This is a genomic window from Segetibacter aerophilus, from assembly GCF_007991655.1.
Taxonomy (GTDB): Bacteria; Bacteroidota; Bacteroidia; order Chitinophagales; family Chitinophagaceae; genus Segetibacter; species Segetibacter aerophilus.
This window is the reverse complement of sequence record NZ_BJYT01000030.1, coordinates 43,393-57,178: the sequence shown is the minus strand read 5'-3', so window position 1 is coordinate 57,178 and position 13,786 is coordinate 43,393. Positions and strand designations below refer to the sequence as shown.

Annotated in this window: 11 protein-coding genes and 3 tRNA genes; 7 read left to right on the top strand and 7 right to left on the bottom strand. The window is 39.7% G+C overall.

Annotated features, from left to right (window positions below; all coding sequences use genetic code 11):
* Nucleotides 1-478: 478 nt before the first annotated feature.
* From rhaM to SAE01_RS22055, 3 genes are read left to right on the top strand one after another with little or no spacing between them, the layout of a single operon-like run.
* Entirely contained in the window at nucleotides 479-793 is a 315-nt protein-coding gene (rhaM, locus tag SAE01_RS22065) for an L-rhamnose mutarotase (RefSeq protein WP_147206002.1), read from the top strand.
* Nucleotides 794-810: 17 nt separating this feature from the next.
* Nucleotides 811-2,085, top strand: a complete 1,275-nt coding sequence (locus tag SAE01_RS22060; protein ID WP_147206001.1) for a sugar isomerase — start codon at nucleotides 811-813, stop codon at nucleotides 2,083-2,085.
* A gap of 45 nt (nucleotides 2,086-2,130) precedes the next feature.
* Nucleotides 2,131-3,525: an FGGY-family carbohydrate kinase gene (locus tag SAE01_RS22055; RefSeq protein WP_147206000.1), complete on the top strand. Its 1,395-nt coding sequence runs from the start codon at nucleotides 2,131-2,133 to the stop codon at nucleotides 3,523-3,525.
* Between the two features lie 18 nt (nucleotides 3,526-3,543).
* On the opposite strand, the gene SAE01_RS22050 is transcribed toward SAE01_RS22055, so the two are convergent.
* A complete protein-coding gene (locus SAE01_RS22050; RefSeq protein WP_170234244.1) occupies nucleotides 3,544-7,098 on the bottom strand; it encodes a PKD domain-containing protein in 3,555 nt (1,184 codons plus the stop codon).
* 402 nt (nucleotides 7,099-7,500) lie between these two features.
* Between SAE01_RS22050 and SAE01_RS22045 the strand changes: the two genes are divergently transcribed.
* The gene (locus tag SAE01_RS22045) at nucleotides 7,501-8,337 is read left to right on the top strand and encodes an amidohydrolase family protein (protein ID WP_170234243.1); all 837 of its coding nucleotides are present in this window, start codon (nucleotides 7,501-7,503) and stop codon (nucleotides 8,335-8,337) included.
* A gap of 68 nt (nucleotides 8,338-8,405) precedes the next feature.
* On the opposite strand, the gene SAE01_RS22040 is transcribed toward SAE01_RS22045, so the two are convergent.
* Together SAE01_RS22040 and SAE01_RS22035 are read right to left on the bottom strand one after the other, a co-directional pair.
* Nucleotides 8,406-8,489, bottom strand: a tRNA-Leu gene (locus SAE01_RS22040).
* Nucleotides 8,490-8,528: 39 nt separating this feature from the next.
* Nucleotides 8,529-9,719, bottom strand: a complete 1,191-nt coding sequence (locus SAE01_RS22035; RefSeq protein WP_246113304.1) for a sensor histidine kinase — start codon at nucleotides 9,717-9,719, stop codon at nucleotides 8,529-8,531.
* Between the two features lie 188 nt (nucleotides 9,720-9,907).
* On the opposite strand from SAE01_RS22035, the gene SAE01_RS22030 reads away from it, so the two are divergent.
* The 3 genes from SAE01_RS22030 (at nucleotide 9,908) to SAE01_RS22020 (ending at nucleotide 10,453) form a co-directional block, all read left to right on the top strand.
* Nucleotides 9,908-10,123: a hypothetical protein gene (locus SAE01_RS22030; protein WP_147205998.1), complete on the top strand. Its 216-nt coding sequence runs from the start codon at nucleotides 9,908-9,910 to the stop codon at nucleotides 10,121-10,123.
* 129 nt (nucleotides 10,124-10,252) lie between these two features.
* A tRNA-Gly gene (locus tag SAE01_RS22025) sits at nucleotides 10,253-10,325 on the top strand.
* Nucleotides 10,326-10,367: 42 nt separating this feature from the next.
* Nucleotides 10,368-10,453, top strand: a tRNA-Leu gene (locus SAE01_RS22020).
* Between the two features lie 231 nt (nucleotides 10,454-10,684).
* On the opposite strand, the gene SAE01_RS22015 is transcribed toward SAE01_RS22020, so the two are convergent.
* The 4 genes from SAE01_RS22015 to SAE01_RS22000 all read right to left on the bottom strand — a co-directional run bounded on the left by SAE01_RS22015 (nucleotide 10,685) and on the right by SAE01_RS22000 (nucleotide 13,473).
* The gene (locus SAE01_RS22015; protein WP_147205997.1) at nucleotides 10,685-11,134 is read right to left on the bottom strand and encodes a response regulator; all 450 of its coding nucleotides are present in this window, start codon (nucleotides 11,132-11,134) and stop codon (nucleotides 10,685-10,687) included.
* A gap of 82 nt (nucleotides 11,135-11,216) precedes the next feature.
* Nucleotides 11,217-11,414: a hypothetical protein gene (locus tag SAE01_RS22010; protein WP_147205996.1), complete on the bottom strand. Its 198-nt coding sequence runs from the start codon at nucleotides 11,412-11,414 to the stop codon at nucleotides 11,217-11,219.
* A gap of 304 nt (nucleotides 11,415-11,718) precedes the next feature.
* Nucleotides 11,719-12,168, bottom strand: a complete 450-nt coding sequence (locus SAE01_RS22005; RefSeq protein ID WP_147205995.1) for a response regulator — start codon at nucleotides 12,166-12,168, stop codon at nucleotides 11,719-11,721.
* Nucleotides 12,169-13,227: 1,059 nt separating this feature from the next.
* Nucleotides 13,228-13,473, bottom strand: coding sequence for a methyl-accepting chemotaxis protein (locus SAE01_RS22000; RefSeq protein ID WP_147205994.1), 246 nt, complete (start codon nucleotides 13,471-13,473; stop codon nucleotides 13,228-13,230).
* Between the last annotated feature and the right edge of the window lie 313 nt (nucleotides 13,474-13,786).

Genomic DNA, 13,786 nt, shown 5'->3' with positions numbered 1-13,786 from the left:
AGTCCTGTTGCAAGAACGAAGCCCGGCGGCTTGAGCTTTAACTCCAGTTTAGACGAATTGCAAAAACGTGAAGATTAAGGTTCAAAACAAGCAGCATGTACAAGCTCTAATTAAGAACGAAGCCCAGCGGCTTGAGCTTTAACTCGAGTTTAGACGAATTGCAAAAAGGTGAAGATTAAGGTTCAAAACAAGCAGCATGTACAAGCTCTAATTAAGAACGAAGCCCGGCGGCTTGAGCTTTAACTTGAGTTTAGACCAATTTTGAAAAGGTGAAGATTAAGGTTCAAAACAGCATGATGCACAAGTCTCAATCAAGAACGAAGCCCAGCGGCTTGAGCTTTAGCTTGAGTTTAGACCAATTGCGAAAAGGTGAAGATTAATGTTCAAAACAGACATGGTGTACAAGCGTGCGACGCAACAATGATGAGAAACGATCGAATGACTGTTCCATAAAAAAATCATTTCAAAGAAAATAATAATGCAACGGATCGCTTTTAAAATGCAGCTTTTTCCCGGGTTCGAAGAGGAATATAAAAAACGGCACGACGAGCTCTGGCCCGAGCTAAAACAACTATTGAAAGATGCCGGCATCAGCGACTATTCGATTTTCTTAGATGAGACCACTAATAACCTTTTTGGAGTGATGAAAGCTGAGGATGCTGCAAAACTCAACGATCTGCCAGCAACAGAAATAATGCAAAAATGGTGGAAACAAAACGTGGGAATCATGGAAACGAACCCTGATAACTCGCCGGTACAAATACCATTGAAAGAACTTTTTTATTTACCTTAATTCATCAATAGATTGTTATGCTAGTCGAGAAATATAAGATTGATCAATTCAACCACGAGATCCTAAACGACCATAAAAGGAAGTTTGAATTTGTGGCTTCATCAGTGAAAAATGTCGAAGAGATTTTACAGAAGCTCGTTGATTTTCAGATTGCAATTCCTAGTTGGGCATTGGGCACAGGCGGTACCCGATTTGGTCGCTTTGCCGGTGGCGGAGAGCCTCGAAGCCTGGAAGAAAAAATAGAAGATATTGGTCTGTTGCATAAGCTAAATAATTGTAGCGGCGCTATCTCTTTACATATTCCGTGGGATATTCCTACGAATTCAAATAATATAAAAGCCCTTGCTGCACAACACGGAATTCGTTTTGATGCGATGAATTCAAACACGTTTCAAGACCAGGCAGGACAGGAATGGAGTTATAAGTACGGGTCGATGCAACACATAGATAAAGGTGTTAGAAGACAGGCCATCGAACATAATATTGAAGTGATCAAATACGGAATAGAATTAGGTTCGGAGTCATTGACCGTTTGGCTGGCCGATGGGTCGAATTTTCCCGGTCAGTTAAACATGAGAAAAGCCTTTCAGAATACGCTGGAGAGCTTACAGGAAGTGTACGCCGAGTTGCCTGACAATTGGAAAATGTTTGTCGAATACAAAGCGTTTGAACCAAACTTTTATTCTACCACTGTTGGCGATTGGGGACAATCATTTTTGTACGCAAGCAAACTAGGGCCTAAAGCATATACGCTTGTTGACCTTGGTCACCACCTTCCAAATGCTAATATTGAACAGATCGTCGCCTTGTTATTGATGGAAGAAAAGCTGGGCGGATTTCATTTTAATGATTCGAAATACAGCGACGATGACCTGACGGTGGGTAGTATCAATCCTTACCAGTTGTTTTTGATCTTTAAAGAATTGGTCGAAGGCATGGATGCAAGAGGAATGAATCATGCATCAGATTTAGGATGGATGATTGATGCATCACATAATGTGAAGGATCCACTTGAGGACCTTTTGCAATCCGTGGAAGCAATCATGATAGCATATGCCCAGGCATTACTAGTTGATGCGAAAGAGTTAGAAGCGGCGCAGTTAGCAAACGATGTTGTACGGGCACAGGAAATACTGCAAGGTGCTTACAGAACAGATGTTCGTCCGCTGATTGCAGAGGCGAGGCTTAGAGGTGGCGCGGCATTAGAACCTTTGAACCTTTACCGGCAGTTAAAAGTGAGAGAGAATTTGATTAAAGAAAGAGGTTTAAAAACGGTAGCAACCGGATTGTAGACTCCTCTAGCTCCCCAAGGGAAGGACAAATCAACAACCCAATTTATGTCAACTCAGCCCGTCATTGCGATTATTGATGTTGGTAAAACCAACAAGAAACTTTTCCTGTTCGATCAGCAGTATAAAATTGTTTTCGAACGGACCGCACGTTTTGTAGAGACAACAGATGACGACGGTTTCCCCTGTGAGAATGTAGAGAGCCTTCGTTTGTCTGTTTACGAATCTCTTCATGAAATTATGGCTCTAGAAGAGTTTGAAATCAAGGCCATTAATTTCTCAACTTACGGCGCAAGTTTCGTAAACCTTGGTAATGACGGCAATCCCATTACCCCACTTTATAACTATTTAAAGCCTTTTCCCGAAAAGCTGAAAATACAGTTTTATGATACGTACGGTGGCGGAGAATCTTTTTCATATAAAACAGCGTCGCCTGTTTTGGGGCATTTGAATTCGGGGATGCAGTTGTATTGGTTGAAGTATGCAAAGCCGGAGATTTATAAGCAGATTAAAAAATCGCTCCATTTACCTCAATACATAAGCTACCTCGTTACGGGTAAATATTATTCTGATATCACCAGCATCGGATGTCATACCAACTTGTGGGACTTCACAAAAGAAGATTATCATGAGTGGGTATATAAGGAGGGAATCATTGAAAAGTTAGCTCCTGTTGCATCGGGGGAACAGGTGGTAGAAGCTTCAGTTGAAGGGAAGAATATTGTTGCAGGGATTGGTTTGCACGATAGTTCTGCAGCTTTAATTCCTTACCTCGTCAGCTTCCACGAACCATTTGTTCTTATTTCTACAGGCACGTGGTGTATCAGTTTAAACCCGTTTAATGAAGCTCCCCTAACAATAGAAGAGTTAAGGCATGACTGTCTATCGTTTCTCAATTACCAGGGCAAGCCTGTGAAAGCAGCAAGGTTGTTTGCAGGCAATGAGCATGAAGAACAGGTAAAGCGCATTGCAGCACATTTTAACCAGGGCGCCATACGATATAGAACAATGGAATATGACAGCGAGGTAATTGCTTTTTTAAGAGAGAAATTCGAAAAGCCTGAAATTGCTGATACAGTGAAATTGATTAATGAAAGCTTGTTTGCAAATCGAGACCTTTCATTGTTTGAATCTGATGAACAGGCGTATCACCAATTGATGCTAGACATTATTACACAACAGAAATTTTCAACACAATTAGTTTTAGAGGGATCAGAAGTAAAGCGCCTGTTTGTAGACGGCGGTTTTAGTAAGAACAGTATTTATATGAATTTACTTGCAGAAGCTTTTCCTGGATTGGAAGTTTTTGCTGCTTCTATGGCACAGGCTACAGCTCTCGGCACAGCACTGGCAATCCATAAATCGTGGAATGATAAGCCGCTACCGAATGACATGATCGAGTTGAAGTATTATTCTATCCCCCAAAATGTGCCCAATCAGTAGCCGTAGCGCCTTCTATACTCACCTTAAGATTGTTACAGATCCTGCTATTTTAGCCCTTCCAAATTTCGGGTCGATGATATAATAGTAAACGCCTACAGGCAATGCACTTCCGTTACGGGTTCCATCCCATGGTTTGCTATATCCAATTGACCTGTAAACGAGCGTACCATACCTGTTGTAAATTTCCACTGTAGCATCGGCGGATGCACTTAAATACCTGATGTTCCAAGTGTCATTGACTCCATCGTTATTCGGAGAGAATGCGTTCGGTACTTCCGGTTGCTTTACTACTTTAACCAGTATCGTATCTGAAGCTGTACAACTTGCGTTGCCTGTTATCGTCAGTTTGTAGGTTACGTTATTCCTTGGCGAGGTAGTTGGACTTTTAATTTTACTGCTACTTAAAAAGATAACTGGTGTCCAGTTGTAGGAAAGGTTATCACCCGAAACAACCGGGTTTAAAGTAGCCGAGTTGCCTTCAAGAACAACAATATCAGGTCCGGCATCTGCCGATACTTTCCAAACGGTAATAGCACCGGAAGCTGTGTCTTTACAACCCTTGTCAGTGGTATAAGTATAGAGAATAGGAAAAATGCCTGAATTTGTATTCAAAGTAGTCGAAGCCGCATTAAACATTCCTGTGGATGTAATACCTGTACCTGAGAACGAACCAACGCCTGTTAGTCCTGAGGTTTCTGTTACCTGTGTAATTTGTCTCGGAGCATCATCAAAACAAATGTCCGGAACTGGTAAAAAGGTAACGTCAGGTGAACCATTGACAGTGATCGTTTTAACTACTTCATTCACGCAGCTCTGGCCAGAGTAAGCTTTAAACCTTATTTCGTACTTTTTCGTGATTAGCAAAGAAGGGTAAGTGTTTGTGTAGATTTTACCTGCAGCAGGAGACTCGTCTGTAAACACTTTTGCAGGAGCATTTATATCATCCCAAATTATTTCAAGCTTAGTAATCACGCCCGGAACTACGGTTGATGTATTAGTAATTTCAACTGTTGTGTTACTGCATAAGTTGTTGCTATCCTTTACGATAAAAGCTGCTTTAGGAAACGAGCCATTAACAAAAAAGGGTTTCGAAATGATTGACGCACAGCCAAACTGAGATGTTACTTTGAGGGTAGCATTGTAGTTACCGGTTGCGGAATATTTATGTTGTGGATTTAAAAGGATAGATGTGTCGGGATTAGTTGCGCTTGCATTTGCATCGCCAAAATGCCATAGGTATTTGAGGGTACTTTGAGAACCGTCGGCGATATAGGTACTATCAATAAATTTCGCAAAAGCATCATTCAGGCAAACATCAGGCACAATAAAATCAGCAACCGGTTGGGCATGAATGCTAACCGTTTTACTTATGTTGTTCGTACAGCCTGCAGCAGTTTCTACATTCAAGCTAACTGTATAGGCACCGGTGTTTGCGTAAGTGTGACTAACAGCTGAACCGGTTGTATTCATAACAAGGCTGCTGCTGTCGCCAAAATCCCAGGTCCATTTTGCAATAGTTCCTACGCCCACTTTGGAGGTGTCGGTTAATGTAATTGCATTAGAAACACAGGTCGGTTGAGGAATGCGAAAACCTGCTACTGGGTCCGACGTGATTGCTACCGGTTTTGTAGTTTCATTTACGCATCCGATGTCAGTAATCGCTTGCAGTTTTACATTGTAGTTTCCTGCTGTTGTATATTTTTTCGAAGGGTTTTTTATTGCTGCAATCGTGTTGTCACCAAAACTCCAGCTATAATTGATGATAGCTCTGCCATCACTATTTGTTGAATCTGCAAATTGCATTGTGTTACTTAAGCAACCGTTTCCTGTGATTGAAAAATTAGCTTTAGGTCTTTCATACACTACCACATCATAGTTTATTTCCTGTGTTCCGCTACACCCTTCTGCTGTTGCATTTTGTGCAATTACTTTAATTGGAAAAGTACCTACTGCAGAAAAAGTAAAGTTCGCTTTCAACTTGTATACGTATAAAGTTTTGCCGTCTAAAACAAACGAACTGTCAGGTCGCGGCGCATTGTTGGTGATAGAAGTATTGGGAGAAAGATTTGAATTATTATTAAAATCCCAGTTTAGAGAAGTGGGCTGATAAGGTAGTGTGATAGAAAAATTAAAAGGGGTGTAAGTGCAGGTAGCAGGAAAGTTGATAGAAGCATACAAATTCTGCATCGTAATGTATTGGTATCGGTCGATGACGTTTGTTCCCGCATTGTAGCCGTACGACTCGATATTTCCATAACCATAAGCGATGCAGATAAAGCCGCTATCGGAAGTAATGTGATGGGCAGGATTTACATTGGTTGAATTAGTAACGTTTTCTTGTAGATAAGAATAACCTGTACCGGGTATGGCAACAGGTGAAGCAGCGGGACTTTTGCCGTCAATTAGAAGCGAACTAAAATTATTTGTTTTAAAAATGATGTTTAGAAAATGGCTCACGATGTTGGTATTGGGTGGTGTCAGGTTATTTCTTGCAGACATGACGGTAATGTTGTTGAGCGTTTGATCAACAGCATTTAAAATAATCATTTCAGGGTCTGCGAGCACGCCATCGCAATTCTGGCTGATAAGATATTGAAAGACGCAGATTGGTTTATTTGAAGAAATAATTCGGGCTGTATTATTTCCTTGAGTATTAAATTCGTAAAACCTTCCATTAACTAGGGATGAAGGATTTAAGGGAACTCCATTCACTGATACAACTGTCGACACATCCTGCACGATTATCCTAAAAACATCATATGCCCTGTTGACGAAAGGAGCTGTATAAAACAATCGTCCCCAGGACGCGAATGGGAAAAGTTGCTGGTATAAATTATCACCGGAATTTGGATTGGAGCAACCCATAGAAGTTCTGGTTGATCCGGAAAATACTGCTATAGGCTGGCACGATACAGTTCCGCTACCTACTGATTTTATGTGTGATCCGGTTAGGTCACCATTGCTTTGGTATTGGTACACGTCGCCCTTACTTAAACTTACCTGGTAAGGAACGTTGGCACTATGAGCACCGTTAGCATCGCGCGCTGTCGGTGTAATTTCAACAATGGTATTGTCAACAGTAGCAACAACAGCAAACTCCGATCGGTCAGCACTGGTAGAACTTATAGGATTATAGCTGGAAGCATAATACTCTTTACCTAAGACAGCAGTGGGAAGCACAAGAGTTGAACCCGACCGGGCAGCATTGAGAATATGCGCATACACGACTACCGGCTTGTCGGCAATAATGTGAATTCCCCTTTTTACGCCGACCCCTTCTAATTGACCGTTATAGACAACAGAGTTAGACGGATTGCTCGTGTTGGTAAATTGTACAGTAGTGACATTGTTAGCCGTTACAGTAAAGGGAATAGTGCCTCCGTTTACTTCGACCTGACCCTTGGCATTTTGATCTGAAGTGATGTACAAGGCCAACCTCGAGACAGTGCTATCAACGTGACCGGTGTAAATAACCCAAAAATCCTTTCCCTTGTTAGAAAAGTCTTGTGAGCTCGCACTATTACCAATTAACATGGCGATGCAAGTTACTATAGAAAATAGTACATATTTCATCGGGTTAGCCTTGGTATTTCTGTTGCTAAGAAAAGCATATTGCCAATTTACTATTAAGTTGAATGGTGATCTTAAATAATTTAGTTGACCTTCTGAAGCCATCTGCTTAATAAGCCGTTAATTATCAAATGGATCGACTTTTATAATAGACGTTAAAAGTGTTGAACAAGTGATCGTTTTGTTTGAATTACTAGCTGCCACTTTGTTTTAAAGCTCTTGATGCTGGTGCTTCTTCTTAAAGACGGCGGTTATTGCTTTTTGTGTTTTAAACATTTTTGACGCGCTTTTTATTATATTCAAAAAAATAATTTTAGCAGACTTTGCTCAGGATTGAGCTGCCTTTAAATGGAGCGTCGCATGGATGTTGCTATAAAAAACAACTGTTGGTCAACAAAAAGAAATATGATAAAAATAGATGCACACCAGCACTTCTGGAAGTTTGATCCGGTCAGAGACAGTTGGATAACCGATGACATGGCGGTTATTCAAAGAGACTTTTCTCCGGTCGATCTTCAACCGTTGTTGCAGCACGCAGGCATCGATGGTTGTGTAACTGTGCAATCCGATCAGTCTGAAGAAGAGAACGCGTTTCATTTGTCGACGGCAGAAAAATGGGATTTTATAAAAGGTGTAGTTGGATGGGTTGATCTGCAGGCAGAAAATGTAGAAGAGCGCCTGGAGCATTATAGCCAGTTTAAGAAAATGAAAGGTTTCAGGCATGTTTTGCAGGGTGAAACGCAGCGAGACTTTATGCTTCGTCCTGCCTTTTTAAGAGGTGTGAGCCTGTTAAATAAATATGGATTTACTTATGATATCCTGATTTTCCCTGACCAGCTGAAATATTCGCTTGAGTTAGTTAGCACCTTTCCTGACCAGTTTTTTGTAATTGATCATATTGCAAAACCAAACATAAAAGACAATCGAATAGATGATTGGAAAAAAGACATACAGCAGTTTGCTTCTTGTAAAAATGTCTTTTGTAAAGTATCAGGTATGGTTACGGAAGCTTCATGGACAACCTGGACGAAGGCTGATTTCACTCCTTATCTTGATGTAGTTGTAGCTGCCTTTGGAACAGAAAGGATCATGTTTGCGTCAGACTGGCCCGTTTGTCTTGTCGCAGCCTCTTATGCTCAAACGCATGAAATTGTTGCAGATTATTTTGCTTCATTTAGCCCACATGAACAAGCAAGTATTTTTGGTAATACAGCAACGCAGTTTTACAAATTAGACTTTTAGTCTGCTGCGAGTGCTGTTTTGGTTTTAATCGAAAAACAAAAAAGCCCTTGAAATATTCAAGAGCTTTGTGCGGAAGAGGAGATTCGAACTCCCACGGCTGTTACCCCGCTACCACCTCAAGGTAGTGCGTCTACCAATTTCGCCACCTCCGCAGCAGGGAGCGCAAATGTAGTAAAATCATTTACTCAAAACTACTTGTTCAGCACAATTCTAAAAGTAGTTCCCTTGCCTATTTCAGATTGTTTTACGAAGATTTTACCCCTGTGGTATTGTTCTACTATTCGTTGGGTTAACGTTAGTCCAAGACCCCATCCGCGCTTTTTAGTCGTAAAGCCAGGTTTAAAAACTTTCGCGATATTTTGTTTGCTGATGCCTTTGCCGTTGTCTTTTACGTCGATAACTACCGTAGCAACTTCATCTTTAACCGTCACATCTATTTTGCCTTTTCCTTCCATTGCATCGAGTGCGTTCTTCAACAGGTTTTCTATCACCCAATCGAATAGCGGTGGCGAAACCATCGCGGGAATATTAGTTTCACCATTCGTATTAAAGGTGAACTGTACCTTGCCGCTTGCTCTTTTCTTTATGTAATCGATCATGCTGGTAATCTGCTCTACCAGGTTGCGCTCTTCCAACTTAGGAATGCTACCGATTTTTCCAAAACGGTCAGAGATGAGCTTCAGCCGGTTCACATCTTTTTCTATTTCGCCAACGAGTTTTTCGTTTCCCGGAATATCTCTCAAAACCTCAACCCAACCTTCAAGGCTGGTCACAGGCGTTCCCAGTTGATGGGCCGTTTCTTTTGCAAGTCCGGCCCAAACCTGGTTTTGGGTATTCTGGTAACGGCTCCTTTGAGCAATTACAGTAATGATTATGAATAAGCCGATAATAATTAGTTGGACGATCGGGTAATACCTAACTTCTTTTTGCAGCCTGCTCTCCCCATAGTAATACCGGTTTTCGGCATTCGGTTTTTCCGGTATAGGCAATATGATCGGTGCCGGATGAACACGTTTAAATTCTCTTAATTTTTCGGAGAGGTAATTTTTGTCCGCGTTTACTTTAGCCGAGTCCAGGTTTACATAGTTATTAGTTATGCTATCTTTTTCATTTGTTTCAATGATAGGGATGTCATCATTTCCGGTAGATATTCGAATGGCAAGATTCAGGTTCGTTTGTTCAGTAGCTGTTAAGATTGTTTTTTGAGCTTCTACCCATGTCTCTACTTTTTGTTTTTCTTCAGCCCCAATTTTTTTAGACAAATAGTTTGAGTAAAAGATAGTTCCGGTTACAATACAAACGGCAAACAGCGTTAGTGCAGTCCGCCAATTAAACCACTGTTGAATCATATCCCGAAAATAGATAAGCTTTTGCTTATTCATATTTTTTCTTGGTCGATAACGATCGCTGCAGAAGCGCAGGTTTTTTCCGGTTTCTATAGCGTTACCATTAGATAAAGGGAATATTGCAATTGGAGGCAAATACTTTTACTAAAAACATTTATCTAAAAGCTATAAATACACTTTTTTTTAATCGATGTCCCTTATTTTTGCAACGCAATTTCAGCAGTATGGTAAATGATATAAACGAACAGATACAGGAGCATAAAGAGAAAGACCTCGGGTTTAACTGGGTGATGTCATCAAGGTTTTTGTACTACGTAACACTTTTCTGTATGATTGCTTTTATATTTGGAGCTTGCTATAAACTATACACGAAGAGCTACGACGGTAAGCCAGATGTAGAAGTGCCTGACAACACTTTGTATAAACCTAAATACAAGTAAAAAGTATAAAAGAAATTTGGTGGTTATAGTTGGTTTGCTATTTTTGCACTCCAAAATCAACGACGAAAGTCAGGTTGACAAGCTTAAAAAGTAGGAAATTACCGATAAGCAAAAGTTCTTAAAAATAATGCGAAAGTAGCTCATTTGGTAGAGCACGACCTTGCCAAGGTCGGGGTGGCCGGTTCGAGCCCGGTCTTTCGCTCTGAGAAAATTCCATCTGAAAGGATGGATTTTTTTTTGGTATACCCGGGTGGTGGAACTGGTAGACACGCAGGACTTAAAATCCTGTTCCCCGCAACGGGAGTGTGGGTTCAACTCCCATCCCGGGTACAAATACAATAACTAATGCCTTGCAATTTAAAATTGCAAGGCATTTTTGTTTTTCGGGGGTCTATACGGGGACGGTAGTAATAAGTTATTACCGCTGCATTCATCCCGTGCATGCATACTTACCCTGACTCTGGTTTTTTAGAGAAGGTCTTATCTAGAAATTGTCACTTTCCTTGTCTTGAAACGTAACTATATATGTGTTAGATCACGAAAGGTAAATAGATGAAAAACCTAGATTGTTTTTCCCTGTGGTGGCAGGTTAGAAAAGGTAGCTTCTGTGCAACTTACCCAGTATGTATATATGTTTTGCAGGAGAAGTTTCAGGTCAAAATAAGAAGTCGGTTTTTGAAAGAAGCCTTGTACGGAGTGGCTATATGAATATAAAATATTATTGGGTGACGTTCCAGTTGTAAGGAACAAAAAAGGAATAGTACGTAACCTCATTTCGCCCACTTGCTGCATTTTGTCTCTTAATTCTATGCCAGTCATTATTGGCATATTAATATCCGAGATTATCAGAAATAGCGTTTTTTTCGTGTTGTTGAAGTATTCGTATGCCGTAAGTCCGTTTTTAAAAACGACTAGGGGATTTGGAATTGCTAATTCTCGATAAGCCTCCTCGAAAAGTTGCCGGTCATCTAAGTCATCTTCAATAAAAATTATTTCACCGTTTTTATCCATGCAGGAAAAATAGCTTCGAAAATATCATTAGTAAAAATTGGATAACATCATTAAATCTACACGTATACCAGTTAGACCACGATTACAATAATGTGTTTTCCGCCGGTACCAGATGCGCCAGTCTTTCATTTATTAATACACAAATCTCTCTAAACTCATATAGTTTGTAAAGTCTCATTTCTCTATAAACAAAAATCGCCACATCGCTTAACTCCTTCATTTGGCATTCCTTTATCTCAAGTCGCAGCCTCTCTATACTATAAGTTGGTTCTCCCATCATTTGCGCAAAAAAACAATTTTTTCGAAATATAATAAAGTTAAAAAGCCTCGCATCTCTGCGAGACTTTTATATAGTTTAGCTTTTCGGTTTGATATAGACTATTGGGAAGTGATGGGGGAACAACTATTTTCTGCGTAGGTACAAGAATAATTGAGCAACTTTCTGAAAACTCCAATATCGATAGTCCTGATGTTTATTGTCCACCGATAGGGGCTAAAATATTTAAAAAAATTAGCCCTTTTGATAGACTCTTAAAAGTAACTATATAGGTGTTAGACGACGAAAGGTAAATGATGAAAATCACCTAGATTGTTTCTCTCTGTGGCGGAAGGTTAGAAAAGGTAGCTTCTGTGCAACTTGACCAATATGTATGTATGTTTTGCAAGAGAATTTTCAGATCAAGATAAGAATTCGGCTTTTGAAAGAAGCCTTGTGCAGAGTGACTATATGAATACAAGATATTTTTTGGTGACGTTCCGGTTGTAAGGAACAAAAAAGGAATAGTACGTAACTTCATTTCGCCCACTTGCTGCATTTTGTCTCTTAACTCTATGCCAGTCATTATCGGCATATTAATATCCGAGATTATGAGAAATAGGGCTTTTTTCATGTTGTTGAAGTATTGGTATGCCATATGTCCGTTTTTAAAAACGACTAGTGGATTTGGAATTGCTAATTCTCGATAAGCCTCCTCAAAAAGTTGCCGGTCGTCTAAGTCATCTTCAATAAAAATTATTTCGCCGTTTTTATCCATGCAGGAAAGATAACTCCTAAAATGTCATTCATCAATTTTTGTAATATCATTAAATCTACACCCATCAAAGAAGGTTCACTATATGGGTAAGCTTTTTAGTCTTTCTAACAATTCTAGTCTCTAATAACATTCTGTTTTTTGTAGAAACAACAAAGCCCCATAGAAACGGGGCGGCCGCGTGGAGAAACTGGTATGTTGGACTTCCACGGCTATAACGTTGTTTGTGTGTATTTAAAAGTTGATGAGTAATGGAGCATTGCTAAATCTCTAATACAAACGGTTAACTACCCAAACATTCAACCTGGTCAATAATTTTTTAAGTCAGGTTTACACTTAAAACGACAAAAAAAGAAGAGTAAAGATTTTCTATAACATTGTCTTGTTTGTAATTATTATATGTTCCAGGTATGTTAAGTACTGTTCTTGATTAATGGTTTGTTTTGAAAGCCTTACAGAAATGTGAGGAGTTTTTATTTTTAATTGCCGGTTAGAAGCATACATATTTATATATATATGTATATTTGGACATATGAATGACGAGTTATCATACACCTACGAGGAGCTAGAGGATCTAATTCCGCAAGCTAACTTTGAAGAATTGAAACAGTTGACGTTAACGATCCAAAAAGAAAGGCGTTTATATAGTGCGATAAGTCTTGCTAGAGTATTGAAGTTAATTTCAGAAAGGAATTTAGAAATTAAGCCTCCCATTAGTTAATGTAACTCCCGTGGGTCTAACTGGTATCGTCGCCTTTTAAAACAAGGAAAGTAGCCAAAGAAAATTTAAGAAAGGAACGATATGCCCATTCCCGTTAATATTCTTTGTTTTAGCAGTTGTGCTACTGTGTCTTCAGCAGTTGGTTTTCAGGCCGTTTCTTTTTTGTCTTCTAAACTAAAAAAAAGCCGAAAACACTTAAAGCATCAAGGGATAAATGATTTTCACCACGGTAGTACAAAAGCTCATTGAATACCAATTCCGGAAATGGGCTTTTTCGTTTTCAGAGGCCTTTTTTTATTTCTTTTTAGGGCAAGCAACAAAGAAAATATTATAAAGAATAGTCAAGTACAAATGTCGACTTCCTGCAAGGTTTTCTTGACTTCCTGCAATTTTTTCGCGATTTCCTGCAAGGGTTTTAAGATTTGCTGCAAGGTTCTTATGATTTGCTGCAATGTTTTCATGACTTCATGCAACGGTTTTAAGATTTCCTGCAATGTTTTGCTGATTCTACGCAAAGTTTTTATCATTCCCTCACGGTTTCTCGTGATTTCCTGTAACGTTTTCTTGATTCCATACAACGTTTTCACGATTTTCCTAAATGTTTTTGACCCTTTCTATAGGCGGTTGGGTACTTTTCTTTAAGGCCCTCGAGATTCTTATCCGCGCAGTCATACCAACGTGTTAAGAAAAAGGCATTGTGTTATCAACCTAAGTTCTTTGACTAAGAAGATATTGTAAGTTACCTAACTGGTAATAGCAGGGCCTGGGAGCAACAATTGCGCTTGAGGTTAACTATTCATCCTTCGTTGTGCAAGAAATCCCATAAACAAAGCAGCACTGCATGCAACATTGTGTTGATGAAATTGTGGCGGGAGGTTAGGCATTCAACTACAAATCCCT